The sequence below is a fragment of the uncultured Sphingomonas sp. genome (genome assembly GCF_964021865.1).
GTDB lineage: Bacteria > Pseudomonadota > Alphaproteobacteria > Sphingomonadales > Sphingomonadaceae > Sphingomonas.
Genome location: NZ_CAXIAM010000003.1, coordinates 57,767 through 74,613, shown reverse-complemented (window position 1 = coordinate 74,613; position 16,847 = coordinate 57,767). Strand labels below are relative to the sequence as shown.

The 16,847-nt window shown below is 67.3% G+C and carries 16 protein-coding genes and 1 tRNA gene; 8 read left to right on the top strand and 9 right to left on the bottom strand.

Annotation, left to right across the window (positions count from 1 at the left end; translation table 11 throughout):
* Nucleotides 1-33: 33 nt before the first annotated feature.
* Nucleotides 34-1,635, bottom strand: a complete 1,602-nt coding sequence (gene secD, locus AADI75_RS01670; protein WP_341207324.1) for a protein translocase subunit SecD — start codon at nucleotides 1,633-1,635, stop codon at nucleotides 34-36.
* A 1-nt stretch (nucleotide 1,636) separates the two neighbouring features.
* Complete coding sequence (gene yajC / locus AADI75_RS01665; RefSeq protein ID WP_341207323.1) at nucleotides 1,637-1,975, bottom strand: preprotein translocase subunit YajC; 339 nt, start codon at nucleotides 1,973-1,975, stop codon at nucleotides 1,637-1,639.
* Nucleotides 1,976-2,115: 140 nt separating this feature from the next.
* Here yajC and AADI75_RS01660 point away from each other — a divergent pair.
* From AADI75_RS01660 to AADI75_RS01625, 8 genes are all read left to right on the top strand, one after another.
* Nucleotides 2,116-2,192, top strand: a tRNA-Pro gene (locus AADI75_RS01660).
* Between the two features lie 185 nt (nucleotides 2,193-2,377).
* Nucleotides 2,378-3,118, top strand: coding sequence for a Crp/Fnr family transcriptional regulator (locus AADI75_RS01655; protein WP_341207322.1), 741 nt, complete (start codon nucleotides 2,378-2,380; stop codon nucleotides 3,116-3,118).
* A 3-nt stretch (nucleotides 3,119-3,121) separates the two neighbouring features.
* The gene (locus tag AADI75_RS01650; RefSeq protein ID WP_341207321.1) at nucleotides 3,122-3,559 is read left to right on the top strand and encodes a hypothetical protein; all 438 of its coding nucleotides are present in this window, start codon (nucleotides 3,122-3,124) and stop codon (nucleotides 3,557-3,559) included.
* Between the two features lie 23 nt (nucleotides 3,560-3,582).
* Nucleotides 3,583-4,461 carry a 3-methyl-2-oxobutanoate hydroxymethyltransferase gene (gene panB / locus AADI75_RS01645; protein WP_341207320.1) on the top strand — a complete coding sequence of 293 codons (879 nt, stop codon included), beginning with the start codon at nucleotides 3,583-3,585 and terminating at the stop codon, nucleotides 4,459-4,461.
* A 69-nt stretch (nucleotides 4,462-4,530) separates the two neighbouring features.
* Nucleotides 4,531-5,268, top strand: a complete 738-nt coding sequence (locus AADI75_RS01640; protein ID WP_341207319.1) for a tetratricopeptide repeat protein — start codon at nucleotides 4,531-4,533, stop codon at nucleotides 5,266-5,268.
* A complete protein-coding gene (locus AADI75_RS01635; protein ID WP_341207318.1) occupies nucleotides 5,265-6,590 on the top strand; it encodes a PQQ-binding-like beta-propeller repeat protein in 1,326 nt (441 codons plus the stop codon). Before AADI75_RS01640 ends, AADI75_RS01635 begins: the two co-directional genes overlap by 4 nt.
* A 177-nt stretch (nucleotides 6,591-6,767) precedes the next feature.
* The gene (der, locus tag AADI75_RS01630) at nucleotides 6,768-8,132 is read left to right on the top strand and encodes a ribosome biogenesis GTPase Der (RefSeq protein ID WP_341207317.1); all 1,365 of its coding nucleotides are present in this window, start codon (nucleotides 6,768-6,770) and stop codon (nucleotides 8,130-8,132) included.
* A gap of 74 nt (nucleotides 8,133-8,206) precedes the next feature.
* The gene (locus tag AADI75_RS01625; protein ID WP_341207316.1) at nucleotides 8,207-8,683 is read left to right on the top strand and encodes an Hpt domain-containing protein; all 477 of its coding nucleotides are present in this window, start codon (nucleotides 8,207-8,209) and stop codon (nucleotides 8,681-8,683) included.
* 209 nt (nucleotides 8,684-8,892) lie between these two features.
* Here AADI75_RS01625 and bfr read toward each other — a convergent pair whose 3' ends face one another.
* From bfr to AADI75_RS01590, 7 genes are all read right to left on the bottom strand, one after another.
* Nucleotides 8,893-9,408 carry a bacterioferritin gene (gene bfr, locus AADI75_RS01620; protein ID WP_058755479.1) on the bottom strand — a complete coding sequence of 172 codons (516 nt, stop codon included), beginning with the start codon at nucleotides 9,406-9,408 and terminating at the stop codon, nucleotides 8,893-8,895.
* Between the two features lie 89 nt (nucleotides 9,409-9,497).
* Nucleotides 9,498-9,668 (bottom strand): (2Fe-2S)-binding protein, encoded by a 171-nt coding sequence (locus AADI75_RS01615; protein WP_341207315.1) that lies wholly within the window; start codon nucleotides 9,666-9,668, stop codon nucleotides 9,498-9,500.
* A gap of 53 nt (nucleotides 9,669-9,721) precedes the next feature.
* On the bottom strand, nucleotides 9,722-10,903 hold the full coding sequence (locus AADI75_RS01610; RefSeq protein WP_341207314.1) for a DUF418 domain-containing protein: 1,182 nt from the start codon (nucleotides 10,901-10,903) through the stop codon (nucleotides 9,722-9,724).
* A gap of 168 nt (nucleotides 10,904-11,071) precedes the next feature.
* Entirely contained in the window at nucleotides 11,072-13,288 is a 2,217-nt protein-coding gene (purL, locus tag AADI75_RS01605; RefSeq protein ID WP_341207313.1) for a phosphoribosylformylglycinamidine synthase subunit PurL, read from the bottom strand.
* 454 nt (nucleotides 13,289-13,742) lie between these two features.
* On the bottom strand, nucleotides 13,743-15,140 hold the full coding sequence (locus AADI75_RS01600) for a phospholipase D-like domain-containing protein (protein ID WP_341207341.1): 1,398 nt from the start codon (nucleotides 15,138-15,140) through the stop codon (nucleotides 13,743-13,745).
* 26 nt (nucleotides 15,141-15,166) lie between these two features.
* Entirely contained in the window at nucleotides 15,167-15,487 is a 321-nt protein-coding gene (locus tag AADI75_RS01595; protein WP_341207312.1) for an ArsC/Spx/MgsR family protein, read from the bottom strand.
* The gene (locus tag AADI75_RS01590; protein ID WP_341207311.1) at nucleotides 15,484-16,836 is read right to left on the bottom strand and encodes an ectonucleotide pyrophosphatase/phosphodiesterase; all 1,353 of its coding nucleotides are present in this window, start codon (nucleotides 16,834-16,836) and stop codon (nucleotides 15,484-15,486) included. The genes AADI75_RS01595 and AADI75_RS01590 overlap by 4 nt, the downstream gene beginning before the upstream one ends.
* Nucleotides 16,837-16,847: the final 11 nt, after the last annotated feature.

Sequence of the window (16,847 nt, the reverse complement as noted above, 5' to 3'; positions counted from 1 at the left end):
GGGTCCGGTTAGGGGAGAGAAGGGTCTGCGCGATCATATGTTGATCGTCTTCGGCTTGGCGCGGCGCAGCCAGCCGGCGACCAGCATCCGCGTGAAGGTGACGGCGGTGAACACGCTGGTGGCGATGCCGATCAGCAGCACGACCGCAAAGCCCTTCACCGGGCCGGAGCCCAGCACGAACATGATGATGCCCGAGATCGCGTGCGTCACATTCGCCTCGAAGATCGTGCGGCTGGCTTCCTTATAGCCCAGCTCGACCGCCTGCACCACGTTGCGCCCGCGGTGACGTTCCTCGCGGATGCGTTCGTTGATGAGCACGTTGGCGTCGACCGCGGTGCCGATCGTCAGCACGAAGCCGGCGATGCCCGGCAGCGTCAGCGTGCCCTTGAGCAGCGCCATCACGCCGAGGATCACGAACACGTTAATGACGACCGCGAGGTTCGCATAAACGCCGAAGCGGCCGTAGGTAACCAGCATGAACGCGACGACCAGCGCGACAGCGACCGCCGAGGCGAGGATGCCGGCGCGGATCGAATCGGCGCCGAGGTCCGGCCCGACCGTCGATTCCTCGACGATCTTCAGGTCGACCGGCAGCTTGCCCGAGCGCAGCGCGATCGCGAGCTGGTTGGCGCTTTCGACCGTGAAGCCGCCGTTGATCGCGGCGCGGCCGCCGATGATCGGCTCGTTGATGTTGGGCGCGGAGATCACGCTGTTGTCGACGATGATCGCGAACGGCTTGCCGACATTCTCCTGCGTGGTGCGCGCGAAGCGGCGACCGCCCTGGCTGTCGAAGGTCATCGAAACCTGAGGCTGGTTGGTCTGCGGCTCGAATTCCTGCCGTGCGTCGCTCAGCATGTCGCCGGTAATGATCGCCTGCCGCTTCACCGCGATCAGCGGGATGCCCGAAGGATTGTTCGGATAGGGCAGGATCTGGTCGCCGGCCGGCGCCTGCCCCTTGGCGAGCGCCTGAGGATCAGCGTTGACGTCGACCAGCTTGAACTCGAGCTTGGCGGTCTTGCCGAGCAGGTCCTTGAGCGCCTGCGGGTCCTGCAAGCCCGGCACCTGCACGACGATGCGGTTGCTGCCCTGACGGACGATCGTCGGCTCACGCGTGCCCATTTCGTCGATGCGGCGGCGCACGACCTCGGTCGCGTCGCCCATCGCGGTCTCCACCGCCTGCTTCAGCCCCTCTGCGGTCGGCGTCAGGACGAAGCGGCTGGTGTCGACCACCTGGATGTCCCACTGGCGCTGCCCAGTCATTCCCGCGCCGGTGCCGGTGATCTGGAGCAGCCGTTCCCGCGCGGCATCAACCTGGCGCGGATCGCGCAACAGGAACGACAATTGCCCGCCGCGGCTGGAGATCTCGCCGATCTCGATGCGCGGGTTCTGGCGGCGCATCTCGGTCTGCACCTGTTCGCGCATCGCCTCGACGCGAGTCGCGGCGACGTCGTTGGTGTCGGCCTCGAGCAGGAGATAGCTGCCGCCGGCCAGATCCAGCCCCTTGTTGACGCGCGGAAGGGTGATCCCCCACGATTGCGTCACGCTTTCAGGAATGAAGGTCGGGATCGACAGCGATACCAATGCCGCGAGCAGCAGCCAGATGCCGGCGACCTTCCAGCGGGGAAAGTCGAGCATGTCAGTCGTTCGCCGGCTTGCCGCCGAGCGGCGTGACCTCGGCGAGCGTCGCCTTGACGACGCGTACGCGGGTATTGGGCGCGATCTCGACCTCGACCGTGTCGTCCTCGACGCGGGTGACCTTGCCGATCAGCCCACCCGCGGTGACGACCGTGTCGCCCTTTTTCACGCCGGCGACCGCGCTCTGGAGCGACTTCATGCGGCGCTGCTGCGGACGGATCATCAGGAAGTAGAAGACGACGAAGACGAGGAGCAGCGGCGCGAGGCTGATGAAGCCGGCGAGGCCGCCGCCTTGGGCGGCGCCGCTGGCGGTCTGCGCATAAGCGGGAGAGATGAGCATCGGTTTCCGTGCATGACCGTTGGGCGGCCGGGAGACGGCCGCGCGAAGTCGCTGCCGCTATCATTGCGGCGCGTCCCACGCAACATGCGGCCAACCCGCTTGCATCGTGCCGCGAGCGGGCGTAGAGGCGCCCCCTCGGTCGGGGCGTAGCGCAGCCTGGTAGCGCATCACACTGGGGGTGTGGGGGTCGCAGGTTCGAATCCTGTCGCCCCGACCAATCGTTACAATTCAATGATTTTCATTCCGCCGCTGCCTCGCGGCTGGTACGATGTACGCCGCACCGTTCGGCGCGACTCCGGGATTTTCTGACCCGGCTCCCGCACCTCCGGCGCGTGGAGGTCAGATGGCGTCACCCGCCAAAGCCGTTCTCGCCTGCCGTGCGGATCATCCGCGGCCGCCGCCATGAGCACGTCGGCTGGCCCGACTCCGCCGCGCGTGACGATCGATCGCCACGATCCAGTGCACCGCCGGCTCGAGCAGCTCGTGCCGGGCCTGTCGGCGTCGATCGGACTCACTCAACGGCGATTCGCGCCGCGCGTGGTCCGCTCGCGCCGCGAGATCGTCCACGAGGGGGAAGCGGTCGCTGGAATCTGGACGATGCGGGCCGGCTGGGCCGCGCTGGTCCGTCACTTCGCCGACGGGCGGCGACAGGTCCAGCATCTGCTCCTGCCCGGCGATCCGTTGCCGCTTGAACGCGACGCGGCCTATCCGGCGACGATCGTCGCCTTGACGCCGGTGACGCTGATTGACCTCGACGGCACGTGGTTGCCCGATCCTGCGCTGCTCGACGACGCGCTGCGGCGGCACACGATGGCGACGGTCCACCGCCTGCTCGATGCCACCGCGCGGCTGGGGCGACAGGTCGCGATCGAGCGTTTCGCGCATCTGCTGCTTGAGCTGCGCGATCGGCTGCGCGGCGTCGGGCTGGCGAGCGACACGCACTTCAAGATGCCGCTGACGCAGGAAATGCTGGCCGACACGCTCGGGCTTACCAGTGTGCACGTCAACCGGACGCTGCAGATGATGCGGCAGCAGCAGTTGATCGAGCTGGAGGGGCGGGCGGTGACGCTGCTGCTGCCCGCCGAACTGGCGCGGATGGCGGATTATGCGTCGCCGATCGACCACCCGGTTGCTATGCACTGAACCATGCAAGGCGAAGGAAAGAAGCGCGCGCCCTGGTGGTTCTACGTCGCTGCGGCGGTGCTGGTGCTCTGGGGTGTCATGGGGGTCGCGGCGTGCGTCAGCCAGTTGCGCGACGGCGCAGACGCGATGGGGGCGGCGAGCGATTACGACCGCGCGTTGTTCGCGCAACTCCCGCTCTGGTACCGGGTCGATTATGCGATTGCGACCGGCACGATGCTGCTCGGCGCCCTGGCGTTGCTGGCGCGGACGCGCCATGCGGTCGCGCTGCTGACGGTTTCGCTGGTCGCGGTGATGATTCAGTTCGGCTGGATGTTCGCGATGACCGACATCATCGCGGTCAAGGGGCCGTATGTGCTCTATTTCCCGCTGCTGATCCTGGCGATTGGTGCGCTGGCGCTGCATCTGGCGCATGTCGCGCGCCGACGCGGCTGGATCGTTTGATGCGCGTGGCGTAGCAGGGCGCGATGTCCACGACCTTCACCATCGACACCGCCACCAGCCGCGCGACCCCGGTCGCTGCGCCAATGAAGCGGCTGACCGTCCCGGCGATACGCGCGCGCAAGGCGGCGATCGCGGCGGGCAAGGGCGAGCCGCTCGTGATGCTGACCGCCTATACCGTGCGGATGGCGCAACTCATGGACCCGCATTGCGACATGCTGCTGGTCGGCGACAGTCTGGGGCAGGTGATCTACGGCCTGCCCTCGACGGTGCCGGTCACGCTGGAGATGATGGCGGCGCACGGCGCGGCGGTGGTGCGCGGCAGCCACCATGCGACGGTGGTCATCGATATGCCGTTCGGCAGCTACGAGGCATCGCCCGCGCAGGCCTTCGAGAGTGCGGCGTCGTTGATGAAGCAGACCGGCGCGGCGGCGGTGAAGCTGGAGGGCGGGATCGCGATGGCGCCGACCGTGCAGTTCCTGTCGGAGCGCGGCATTCCGGTCGTGGGGCATGTCGGGCTCACCCCCCAGGCGGTGAACGCGCTCGGCGGCTATGGCGCGCGCGGGCGCAGCCCCGCGGAGGCGCGCAAGATCGTCGCCGATGCCCGCGCGATCGCCGAGGCGGGCGCGTTTGCGCTGGTGATCGAGGGCGTGATCGAGCCGATCGCGGTCGAGATCACGCGCACGATCGACGTGCCCACGATCGGCATCGGCGCGTCGGCGGCGTGTGACGGGCAGGTGCTGGTCGCCGAGGACATGCTGGGGCTGTTCGAGCGCACGCCGCGCTTCGTAAAGCGCTATGGCGACATGGCGACGTTCGTCGCCGAACGCGCGGAACAGTACGCCGCCGAGGTCCGCTCCCGCGCCTTTCCCGGTCCGGAGCAGTTGTATCCGGCCAAGGACTAGGCGGCCCTTCCGTTTATCCCGGCGAACCGCTACACGCCGGGCGTTTTTCCGTGAAGCCCGGAGTATTCGGTGGCCCTGACGCCGCAAAACAATGAAGCGTTCCTGCGTGAGGTCGACGACGAGCTGCGTCGCGATCAGGCGTTGCACGTCTGGCGGCGCTACGGCGTCGCGTTGATCGTCGCCGTCGTGGTCGCGCTCGCGGCGTTTGGCGCGTATCTGTTCTGGCAGCATCGTCAGGAACAAGCCGCCGGGCGCGAAGGCGAGCAGTTGCAGACCGCCTATGACGCGCTTGCCGCCAACGACACGAAGTCGGCGAGCGATACGCTGGCGACGCTCACGCAGTCGAAGCGTGACGGCTACCGCGTGCTGGCGACCTTCACGCAGGCGGATGTGCTGCTTCAGAAGAATGACCTGAAGGGCGCGGCGGCCAAGTTCGCCAGCGTCGCGCAGGACGCGTCGGTGGCGCAACCGTTCCGCGATCTTGCGCTGATCCGTCAGACAAGTGCCGAATTTGACACGTTGAAGCCCGAGGTGGTTGCGGAGCGGATGCGGCCGTTGGCGGTCGCGGGCAATCCTTGGCTGGGCAGCGCGGGCGAACTGATGGCCGCCGCCTATTTGCAACAGGGGCGCCGCGATCTGGCCGGGCAGGTGTTCGCGCGGATCGCCGCCGACACGCAGGTGCCGTCCTCGCTGCGTCAACGTGCGGTTCAGATGGCGGGCGTATTGGATGAAAAGGCGACGTCCGCGTCGCCGACGACCGCTGGTGCTGCTGCGCCGGCCAAGAACGAAGGTAACACGACGCGATGACGACACGGGTGGCGACCGGCCTGGCGCTCGCCGCGCTGGTGGGACTGAGCGGCTGCGGCATCTTCAAGGGCGCGCCCAAGAAGACCCCGACGGTGGGACAGCGCGTTCCGATCCTGATGTCGGAGAATCAGGCGACTGTCGACAAGGGGCTGGAGAACGTTCCCGTCACGCTGCCCGTCGGCGTCGCCAACGATGCCTGGACCCAGCCGGGCGGCAATGCCGCCAAATCGATGGGCAGCCTGCTGCTTGCCTCGGCCACGCCCGCCAAGGCGTGGACTGCGCAAATTAACGGTGGCAACAATCGCGCGCGGCTCGCCGCCGGGCCGGTCGTCGCCGAGAACAAGCTGTTCGTGGTCGACGTCGACGCGATGCTGCACGCCTTCGCCGCCGACACCGGCGCGAAGCTGTGGACGCGCGCGCTGACCGAGACCGAGGAGAACAAGAGCGCGCGGTTCGGCGGCGGCGTCAGCTACGACGAAGGCAAGCTCTACGCCACCGATGGCCTGGGCGATGTCGTTGCGGTCAACGCCGCCGATGGTGCGGTAGTGTGGCGCGCGAAGCCGGGCGGCCCGCTGCGCGGGGCGCCGACCGTCGCCAACGGGCAGGTCTATGTGCTGAGCCAGGACAATCAGATTTTCGCGCTCGATCAGGGCGACGGCAAGGTCGTCTGGACGCAGTCGGCGAGCCTTGAGACGCAGGGCGTGTTCGGCGTCGCTGCGCCGGCTGCCAGCTCGGGCACGGTCATCGCAGGCTTTTCGAGCGGCGAGCTGAACGCCTATCGCTACGAAAACGGCCGGACCTTGTGGCAGGACGCACTGTCGCGCACCTCGATCACCACCTCGGTGTCGAGCCTTGCCGATATCGACGCCGATCCGGTGATCGACGATGGCCGCGTCTATTCGATCGGCGAAGGCGGCCGGATGGTCGCGCTGGAGATCGCGACCGGGCAGCGGATGTGGGAGCAGAATCTCGCGGGCATTTCGACTCCGTGGGTCGCAGGCGAGTGGATCTTCCTCGTCACCGACGACGCCCGGCTGGTATGCCTGTCGCGCGCCAACGGCAAGCTGCGCTGGATCAGCCAGTTGCGCGCGTTCAAGAACGAAGAGAAGCGCAACGATCCGTATAATTGGTTCGGCCCGGTGCTGGCGGGCGACAAGCTCTGGCTGACCAACTCGCGCGGTGAGCTGGTCGGCGCCTCGGCGACCGACGGCAGCGTGCAGACGACGATCGAAGCCGGCGATCAGTTCTCGATGGGTCCGATCATCGCGAACCAGACGCTGTACACGCTCGATGAGAAGGGCGTGATTACCGCCTGGCGCTGATGATCGTCATTGCGGGTGTAGCGAAGCAATCCAGCGCGTCTCGGTCCGGCTCCAGATTGCTCGCAACGCTCGCGAGAACGCATGGCGGGCGGTTCAGGCCTGTCCAACAAAGCAGGGTACATGCGCCCCTCAAGCCCGCCCCTATCGCGCACGCCGATAAATCTTTAGGTCACCCGCATGTCCCGCCTTCCCACCGTCGCGATCGTCGGCCGTCCTAACGTCGGCAAGTCGACGCTGTTCAATCGCCTCGTCGGCAAGAAGCTCGCGCTGGTCGACGACCGCCCCGGCGTGACCCGCGACCGGCGCGAGGGCGATGCGCATCTGCTCGGGCTCGACTTCCGCATCATCGACACTGCAGGGTATGAGGACGAAGATCCCAACACGCTGCCCGGCCGGATGCGGCAGCAGACGCAGGCGGCGATCGATGCCGCCGATGTTGCGCTTTTCGTGATCGATTCGCGCGCCGGAATCGTGCCGCTCGACGAGGAAATTGCGCGCTGGCTGCGTGGGTCGGACACGCCGATTGTGTTGTTGGCCAACAAGGCAGAGGGGCGTGCGGGCGATGGCGGCTTCTACGAGGCGATGGCGCTCGGCTTCGGTGATCCGGTGGCCTTTTCCGCCGAGCATGGCGAGGGGATCGTCGAGCTATTCGAGGCGCTGCTGCCGCATCTCGATCCGCTCCAGCCCGAGCCAGAGGAATCGATCGATATCGAAAGTCCCGACGCGCCGCTGAAGCTGGCGATCGTCGGACGCCCGAACGCGGGCAAGTCGACGCTCGTGAACCGGATGCTCGGCGAAGACCGGATGATCACCGGGCCGGAAGCCGGGATCACGCGCGACTCGATCGCGATCGATTGGATGTGGGAAGGGCCGGACGGTCCGCGGCAGGTGCGGTTGATCGACACCGCCGGGATGCGCAAGCGCGCCAAGGTGCAGGACAAGCTGGAAAAGCTGTCGGTCGCCGATGCGCTGCACGCGGTCGATTTCGCGGAGGTGGTGGTGCTGCTCCTTGACGCGACCCTCGGGCTAGAGGCGCAGGACTTGCGCATTGCCGACCGCGTGCTGGAGGAAGGCCGCGCGCTGGTGATCGCACTCAACAAATGGGACGTGGCGGAGAATGCCTCGAGCCTGTTCAACGGCGTCAAGAAAGCGCTCGACGAAGGGCTGGCGCAGGTCAAGGGCGTGCCGCTGCTCGCAGTGTCGGCGGCAACCGGCAAGGGGATCGACCAGCTGATCGCGGCCGCGTTCGAGACGCGCGAGGCGTGGTCGCGCCGTGTGGGCACCGGTGAGCTGAACCGCTGGTTCGAACGCGCGATCGAGGCCAATCCGCCTCCGGCACCGGGTGGCAAGCGGATCAAGCTGCGGTATTTGACGCAAGCCAAGACCCGGCCGCCGGGCTTCGTGTTGTTCGGCACGCGCGTCGACGAATTGCCGATGAGCTATCAACGCTACCTTATCAACGGCATCCGCCGCGAATTGGGATTCGGCGCAGTCCCGGTGCGGTTGATGCTGCGCGCGCCCAAGAATCCGTTCGGCAAATAACGCTCGCTTACCGGCCGTTTACCGGTCGCGGCTATTCCGGAACGCAGGTGTCCGAAGGGCGGCGGGAGACGTAGGTGTCGGTGGAAACGAGCAATCTGGTCGATGGTCCGGCGCTGGCGCGTGCCAAGGCCGAGCTGGGAATCGATTTTGCCCGCATCCTCGGCTATTTCCGCGAAGATGGCATCAAGTCGCTTACCGCACTGGAAGAGGCGGTGCGGAAGGCCAATGCGGTGGCGATGGTCATCCCGGCGCACACGCTGAAAGGCGAGGCGCGGCAGTTCGGTGCATTGGCGCTGGCGACGATTGCCGAGAAGATCGAGGATCACGCACGGCTGTGCATCGAGCATCATGATTCGCCCGAGGGCGCGATCGAGGATGTCGTCGCGCTGCGCCCGGTGCTGTTGCAGACGCTGGCGCTGCTGGAACGCGAAGCGGGGGTGACGCTCGCAGCGGTGCCGGTGTCGGTGACACCGCCGGCGTCGGCCGCACCAGCCTTCGTACCGCCGATGCGTCCGCGCAGTCCGGGCGGTTTCGGACGCAAGATCGGCTGAGGAACGGGCTTCGGCTGGCGGTTCGACTATCACCTGCCGTTCACCCCGAGCTTGCGACGGGCCCGCCGCTCGGCACCTGCTTTCTACAAGCTCAACAACAACGGCAGGTATGCTGCCGGCAACACGTCTCTGACCGCCCCCCATCAAGTAAGTGGCGACCGGGTAGGGCGGCGGGGACGCGCGTCAGCAGAACCCACCGCCGTGCGGCATCACCCCTTCAAATAGGGTGCCGCGCCGCTTTCCGGCTTGTCGTGCTCGCTAATCGAGTTGAGTTGAATGTAATTGTGGATACCCATCCGCTCGATCATCTCGAACTGCCGCTCCAGCGTATCGACATGCTCTTCCTCGCTGGCAAGGATGCGCGCGAACAGCTCGCGGCTGACGAAGTCCTTTACTTCCTCGCAATAAGCGATCGCCGCCTTGAGCTGCGCGACCGCCTCGATCTCCATCGCCAGATCGGCCTTGAGGATCTCCTCGACCGTCTCACCGATCCGCAACCGGCCAAGTAGCTGGAAATTGGGAAGGCCATCGAGAAACAGGATGCGCTCCGCCAACCAGTCGGCGTGCTTCATCTCGTCGATGGATTCGTGGCGCTCGAACTCGGCGAGCTTGTAGACGCCCCAGTGATCGAACAGACGGTAGTGCAACCAATATTGATTGATCGCGGTCAGCTCGTTCCTGAGCGACTCGTTCAGAAATTCGATGACTTTCGGGTCACCCTTCATCGTGTCTGCCTCCAATAGAATGGAAGCCGAATACATGCCGGGGTGTATCGAAGAAAGCCTGAAAACTCTATTGGACGAACATGAGAGCGCTACGCAGCCGCACGTTCTTGCTCGATGATCTCCCGTGCGAACGCGACGCACTGTCCGCATTTAGCCTGTCGATCATAACAGCGATATGCCTGGCAGGCTGTCGTCGCGCCGGCGCGTGCCGCTTCGCGGACCTGACATTCGCGAATCGCATTACAAACGCAGACGACCATAACCGCTCCTCGTTGTCCTTTTCCGGGTAGCGATAATGCGAACGTGTCGCAAGCTAATTTGCGTCGCGTTCGCAAGAACTGCGTCGAAAGGTCACCCATGTGCCGCGTGCCGAGCACCGCCAGAGCCACTCCGCTGGCCCGTGGGTGAAGCGTGCCAGCCACCAACGTGGCCACGACAGCATGGCGGGCCAAGCGGGAATGAGCAGGATGTAAAGCGTCGCGCGGTCCCAGCGCGCGAACTGCCCCCCGCCCCAACCGTAGAAGAGGGCGGTGAAGGCGATGCTGCACGCCAGGTAATTGCTGAGCGCGACGCGTCCCGCGGCGGCGATGCGTCCCTCGCCCGCCGTCAGCAGCAATAGCGCCGCATAGCCCGCCACCGTGATCGGGCGGAGTAAGGGCGCGACGACGAAGCTGCCGAGGACGACGGTTCGCGCGTCGAAGTTGCGTGCGATCGTGTGCGTGGCGACCAGCGCAAAGATCGGGAGCGTGGTGAGTAGCGCCATCGCTGCGATCATCGCATAGCGGCGGCGCGGCCAGGCGCCTGTCAGGAAGCCGCTCCGCAAACCCGCCATCCCGAACAGCATATAGGCGAGCGTTTCCGGGCCGTTGGCAAGGAAGGCGGTGAACGGCCCGGCTTCCTCGTGCCAGCGCCACGCGACATTGGTGGCCCAGCGGCCACGCATCGCCGCGATCTCGCGTGATAGGTCGGCGGCGGTCGAGCGGCCGAAGACCTGTTCGACGACCGCACCCAGCCCCGCGATCGCCAGTCCGTTGGCGAGCGCGAGCAGCAGGCAGGCGGCGGCGGCGAACAGCAACAGCTGCAGCGGCGCGGCGCTGAACAGCAGCCCGACGCAACCGACCAGCGCATAGAGGCTGAGAATGTCGCCGCTCCAGACGAAATAGAGGTGCGCGCAGCCGATCGCGAACAATGTCGCCATGCGGCGCAGGTGGAGCGCCGCACCATTACCGCCCCGCGCATCGGCGCGGTCGATCACCAGCAGCATCGACGCGCCGAACAGCGTGGCGAACAGTCCGCGCATCTTGCCCTCGACGAAGACGAAGGTAATCGCCCATGCCGCGACGTCGGCGGGCGCCGTTCCGCCCCATGCGGCGGGGGAGAAATAGGCGGCAACGGGCAGCGCGAAGCCGGGCAGGTTGGCGACGAGGATGCCGAGCACCGCCGCGCCGCGCAAATAGTCGAGCGCGACGATGCGAGGGGCTGGGGTGTCGGTCATCGGATCAGGCTCCCTCCGTCATTCCCCCGACGGCGGAAATCCAGAAACGCTGAGGTTTCAGCAAGAAGTGCGAAGACCGCGCGTCTGGACTCCCGCCTGTGCGGGAGTGACGAAGAGAAATGGGGCGGCGATATCGCCTCAACGCCGCCCGGCCGTTCAAAAAAAAGTCTATAGCGCCGCCTCGGCGCTCATCAGCTTGGGGAAGAAGCCTTCGTGTGCAGCGCGCAGCGCGTCGAGCGGCACGCAGAAGTCGCCGCCCGCCAGCTCGAAGATGATCCGCGTGCCGATCGTGCGGCCCAGCGGCTCGGCCTCCACGCCCGCGTCGAGCGCGGCCTGCAGGAAGTCGAGCAAGGCATGGTCGTGGACGGTGACGACATACACGCCCTGATCTTCGGCGAACAGCGAGGCGGCGGTGTCATAGGGGAGCGCGCGGTCGATCATCGCGCCGATCCCGCCCGCCAGCGCCATTTCGGCGATCGTCACTGCGATGCCACCATCGGAGACGTCATGGACTGCGCCGAGATGCCCGGCGGCGATCTGCGCGCGGATGAAGTCGCCCGCACGGCGCTCCAGATCGAGGTCGACGCGCGGCGGCGGGCCTTCCTCGCGCCCGTGCAGCTCGCGCAGCCACAGCGACTGGCCGAGATGCCCCGAACGCGTGCCGACCACGACGATGATATCACCGGTCTGCTTGAACGCGATCGTCGCATTCTTCTGCCAGTCCTTGAGCAGCCCGACGCCGCCGATCGCCGGGGTCGGCAGGATCGCCGAGCCGCCGCCGGTCGCCTTCGATTCGTTGTACAGGCTGACGTTGCCCGACACGATCGGGAAATCGAGCGCGCGGCACGCCTGCGCCATGCCGTCGAGACAGCCGACGATCTGGCCCATGATCTCGGGGCGCTGCGGATTGGCGAAGTTGAGGCAGTTGGTGATCGCCAGCGGGGTCGCGCCGACCGCGGTCAGGTTACGCCACGCCTCGGCGACCGCCTGCTTCCCGCCCTCAACCGGATCGGCGAAGCAATAGCGCGGAGTGCAGTCGGTGGTCATCGCCAGCGCCTTGTCCGTCCCGTGGACGCGCACCACCGCGCTGTCGCCGCCGGGGCGCTGGACGGTGTCGGCGCCGACCATGTGGTCGTATTGCTCCCAAATCCAGCGGCGGCTGGCGATATCGGGCGACGCCATCAGCGCGAGCAGGTCGGCGGCGGGGTCCTTGCTCTCCGGCACGTCGATCAGCGCCTTGGGCGCGGGGGTGGGGACATGCGGGCGGTCGTAGAGCGGCGCGTCGTCAGCCAGCGGGCCGAGCGGGATGTCGCAGACGGTCTCGCCCTTGAACTTGAGCACCATCCGCCCGGTGTCGGTGACATGGCCGATCACCGCAAAGTCCAGCTCCCATTTCTCGAAGATCGCGCGCGCGAAATCCTCGCGGCCCGGCTTCAGGACCATGAGCATCCGCTCCTGCGATTCGGAGAGCATCATCTCATAGGGGGTCATGCCCTCTTCGCGCTGCGGTACGTCGTCCATGACCAGCTCGATCCCGACCCCGCCCTTCGACGCCATCTCGACCGAGGATGAGGTGAGCCCGGCGGCGCCCATGTCCTGGATCGCGACGATTGCGTCGGAGGCCATCAGTTCGAGACAGGCCTCGATCAGCAGCTTCTCGGTGAACGGGTCGCCGACCTGCACCGTCGGGCGCTTCGCATCGGCATCCTCGCCGAAGTCGGCCGAGGCCATGGTCGCGCCGTGGATGCCGTCGCGCCCGGTCTTCGACCCGACATAGACGATCGGGTTGCCGATGCCGGAAGCGGCCGAATAGAAGATCTTGTCCGTCTCGGCGACGCCGACCGTCATCGCGTTGACGAGGATGTTGCCGTCATAGGCGGGGTGAAAATTGACCTCGCCGCCCACGGTGGGCACGCCGACGCAATTGCCATAGCCGCCGATCCCGTGGACGACGCCCGAGATCAGGTGGCGCATCTTCGGATGGTCGGGCCGGCCGAAGCGCAAGGCGTTGAGATTGGCGACCGGGCGCGCGCCCATCGTGAACACGTCGCGCAGGATCCCGCCGACCCCGGTCGCCGCACCCTGATAGGGCTCGATGTACGAGGGGTGGTTGTGGCTCTCCATCTTGAAGATCGCCGCCTGCCCGTCGCCGATATCGACCACGCCGGCATTCTCGCCCGGGCCGCAGATGACCTGCGGGCCTTCGGTCGGCAGCTTTTTCAAGTGGATGCGGCTCGACTTGTAGCTGCAATGCTCGGACCACATCACCGAGAAAATGCCGAGTTCGACCAGATTGGGCTCGCGGCCGAGCGCGCCCAGCACGCGGTCATATTCCTCGGGGGACAGGCCGTGGTCGGCGACGATCTGGGGCGTGATGACGGTCATGCCCGCGCGCATAGCGGGACGGGGGCGAGGATGCCAGATGCGGCGTGGCGGCGGGCGGATGTTGGCGATGTTTGCGCCAAACGGGGTGCGCGCGCGGTTGGTTCGCACGGCGTGGGGTCTCCGCGCCGCTCTAGGGTAGCAAATGTTGGAGGATGTAGGACAGGCGGTTCCGCACCCACCGTCGCCCCTGCGCAGGCAGGGGCCTATGGCTGTCGAGTTCGTGTGGGCGGGTCGACACAGCAGCGCCGCGTCTGTGTCAGGCCATTGCGACGGACGATGCAGACATGGGCCCCTGCCTGCGGAGGGGCGACGGTGAAAGGGGTGCAGAGGCGACGGTGTTCGAAGCCCGCTTTGTCATCCCCGCGGAGGCGGGCATCCAGGCGCGCAGGTTTCGTGAGAGCCGCGAGGTCAGAGGTTCTGGATTCCCGCCTGCGCGGGAATGACGGAATCGCGCTTACCTGCGCCGCCGCCGCAAGCGCCGGAGAAGGCCGCGTTTCTCGAAGCTCTCGAACATCTCGCCCGGACCTTCGGGGTCGAGCACCTCGTTGTCGGCCAGCCATTTCTCGACGCCGTTCAGGTCGTCGATCTCATACGGCACCAGCGTCCGCCCGCTCCCGCGCAGCGCCTCGATCGTCGCGATCAGCCCGTCGCGCTCGATCCGCGCGGAAACATCTTCGACATTGGCACCCAGATGCTCGGCGAGCAGGTCAGCGCGGATCGCGGCGATCGTCTCGGGTTCCTCGGTGATCGTGACGTCGCATTCGGTGTCGAGCCGCAGCGAGCGATTGTTGAAGTTCGACGAACCGATGCGGATCGCCACCTCGTCGATCACCGTGACCTTGGCATGGCAGTAGATCGCCTCGCCGCCCGCCGTCACCGGATGATAGATGCGGAAGCGCCCGTGGCGGTCGCGCTTCTTCAGCTCGGCGACCAGCCGTGCGCGCGCGGTGTCCATCGCGATCGGCTCGAGCCAGCCCTGCGCAGTGACGGGATTGATGATGACGATCTCGGGCGGATCGTCCTCAACCAGCCGCTTCGCGATCGCCTCGGCGATGCGGCGCGAGGCGAAATACTGGCTTTCGGCATAGATGCGCTTCTTCGCGCCCGCGATCAGCGCAAGGTACAGCCGCTCGATCTCGAGCACTTCCTCCTGGCCCTGATGTTCGGGCTGGCTGCGCGAGATCGCGACATCGACATCGGTGAATTGCGCAGGCAGGCTTTCAGGCCAGCAATCCGCATCGGGAGCCGGGGAAGGCGGGGTGATCGGCGCACCGCCCGCGATTTCCCAGCGCGTCCGGCACAGCTCGCCGAGCGCCTTTGCCACCGGCCCCTGCAAGGCGGTGGTGACGTCGTGCCACGGCTTGTACTGGAAGCCGTTGGGCGAGCGGCGGTGCGGATCGTCGTCGCGGTGGTCGCGGGTGTCCCAACGCTCGTCGGTCATGTCGATCCCGCCGCAGAACGCGAGGCAGTCGTCGAGGACGACGATCTTCTGATGCTGCGAGGCGGCGACCGGGTGGTGGCCGTCGAGCTTCAGGTGGATGCGCGGCTGGCGCCAGCGCCAGTTGAGCAGCGTCCACAGCGTCCTGCCGCGCCCGAGCGTCTTCATCGCGCCGGTATCCCAGCGCAGGATGTGGACCTGCAACCCGGGGGTACGTTTCACCAGCCAGGTGATGAACGCACCGACGTCGGCGGGCGCCTCGGGATGGTCGTCGTCCCACGCCAGCCGGATGCGTGCGTCGAAGTCCCAGCCGACCAGCAGGATCTGATGCCTGGCCTTGAGCATGGCCTGACGCGCGGCGCGGAAATAATTGTCGGCGTCGACGACGGCGGCGGCGCGGTTCGCGCGCGCCATGCGCCAGCGGGTATCGTGCGGCAGCTTCACAGCAGGTCGCGCACGCGCTCGGGCGGGCGGGCGATCAGCGCGCCCTTTTCGGTCTCCACGAAAGGCCGCTCGATGTTGGCGGGATCATGCGCCATCATGTCCAGCGCGGCGTCGTCAGTGTCGACGGCGGGCGCATCGGGGCGCAGCGCGGCGCGCGGGGTGATTCCGGCGCGCGCGCACAGCCGCGCGAGTTCGTCGCGTGACGGCGGGGTCTTCAGATACTCGACGATCGTCACTTCGGCACCGGCTTCCGTGAGGAGCGCCAGCGCCGCGCGCGATTTCGAGCAGCGCGGATTGTGGAGGATCGTCGCGTTCATCGCGCCCCGTTTGGCAGGGTGGAACGCTGCGGTCCAGCGATCAGCACGCCGCGGAACGGCCGATCGCTGCCGTCGAGCCCGCGACCGGCGGGCAGCCCGAGCAGATCGCGCAGCAGCGGCGCGACATCGACATTGTCGAAGGTCGGCAACCGCTTGCCCGCGCGGAACGCCGGGCCGTTGGCGATGAACAATGCGCGCATATCCGGCGCGTCATTGTCATAGCCGTGCGCACCGGCCGAAACGGGCTTCGTCGGCGCGGTTTTCAGGATCGTCCACGCGCCGGCGGGACCGTCCTCGGCAAGGCAGAAATAGGGTGGGATGCGCGGGTTCGTCCCGTAACGGAAACGCGGCGGGATCGCGCCCTTGCGCCAGCAGCGCATGTGCGCGTGCGGGCGCAGCAGCGCGGCGGCGACCGCGGGGTCGCGGCCGGGCAATGGTTCGAGCGTGGCGAAGGAGCCGGTTTCGATCACGCGCGCGTCGCTGGCGGCGACGATCGTGTCGAGCGCGACGACGCGGCTGGTGTCGGCCGGCGCCATGCCGTGATCGGAGACGATGACGAGATTGGCGGGCTGGCCGAGCGCGGCGAGATCGCCGACCAGCTTCCCGATCGCGGTATCGACCCCCGCGACCGCCTGCAACGTGCGGGGGTCGCGGGGACCATAGAGGTGCCCCGCGGTATCGACCGCGTCGAAATAGAGCGTCACGAAACGCGGACGCGTCTCCGCCGGACGGCGCAGCCAGTCGACGACGCCATCGACCCGCTGGCGGTTGTCGATCGCCATGCTGAACGCCTGCCAGTCGTGCGGGCGCGTTCCGCCGGTCGTGTCGTTCGGCCAGTCCTTCGCGCGTGTGCCGCCCCAGGCGACCGCGGAGCCGGGCCAGAGCATCGTCGCGGTGCGGATCCCGGCGCGCTCGGCCGTCACCCAGATCGGCTCGCCGCCGTTCCACCAGAACGGGTCCTCGGTCGCCATCGTGAAGGTTTCACCGGGGCGGGCCGGGTCCTCGACGTTGTTGGCGGTGACGCCGTGATGATCGGGGACGAGCCCGGTGACGAGCGTCCAGTGGTTCGGCGCGGTCTTCGGCGGAAACGACGGGCGCATCGCCGCGCTGACGCCTGCTGCGGCGAGCCGCGACAAAGTGGGCGTGACCCCGCGGTCGAGATAGTCGGGGCGGAAGCCGTCGATCGAGATCAGGATCGTCACCGGCGCGCGTGCGGCGGTCGGCGCGGCGAACGCGGTCGTGCCGGCCGGCGCCGAGCTGGTGACCGGCGGCAGCGCGGGGGGCGTGTGGGGAAAGGCGCAGGCGGACAGGCTGGCCAGCGCGGCGATCAGGGGAACGCGGAACGACATTCCAATCCCTT